General features: G+C 43.0%; 1 pseudogene. It reads right to left on the reverse strand.

Annotated features, from left to right (window positions below):
• Positions 1–237, reverse strand: a pseudogene (locus tag AAEZ18_RS19650) (transposase); the annotation flags it as partial.

Consider the following 237-nt stretch of genomic DNA (forward strand, 5'->3'; position numbering starts at 1 on the left):
CTTTATACCTGTACCGTTGGTTTTTCTAAAATCTGCGATGGTTTAAAGTCTGGCGTCAATCGTTCCAGTAACCACGTCAGCTCAACGTTGCGATGTGTTTCTTTTTCTAGCCTACGAGAAGATTGGATGCGGTTAAGGTAACCATAAATATAAAGTTTTAATAAGGTTGCTGGATGGTAGCCTGGTCGCCCAGTTTGTTTGGCTACAACTCTGTCAAAGCAAGGTGAGTCCATCTGC

The organism is Pseudoalteromonas sp. 19-MNA-CIBAN-0066 (assembly GCF_040308705.1).
Taxonomy (GTDB): Bacteria; Pseudomonadota; Gammaproteobacteria; order Enterobacterales; family Alteromonadaceae; genus Pseudoalteromonas; species Pseudoalteromonas nigrifaciens.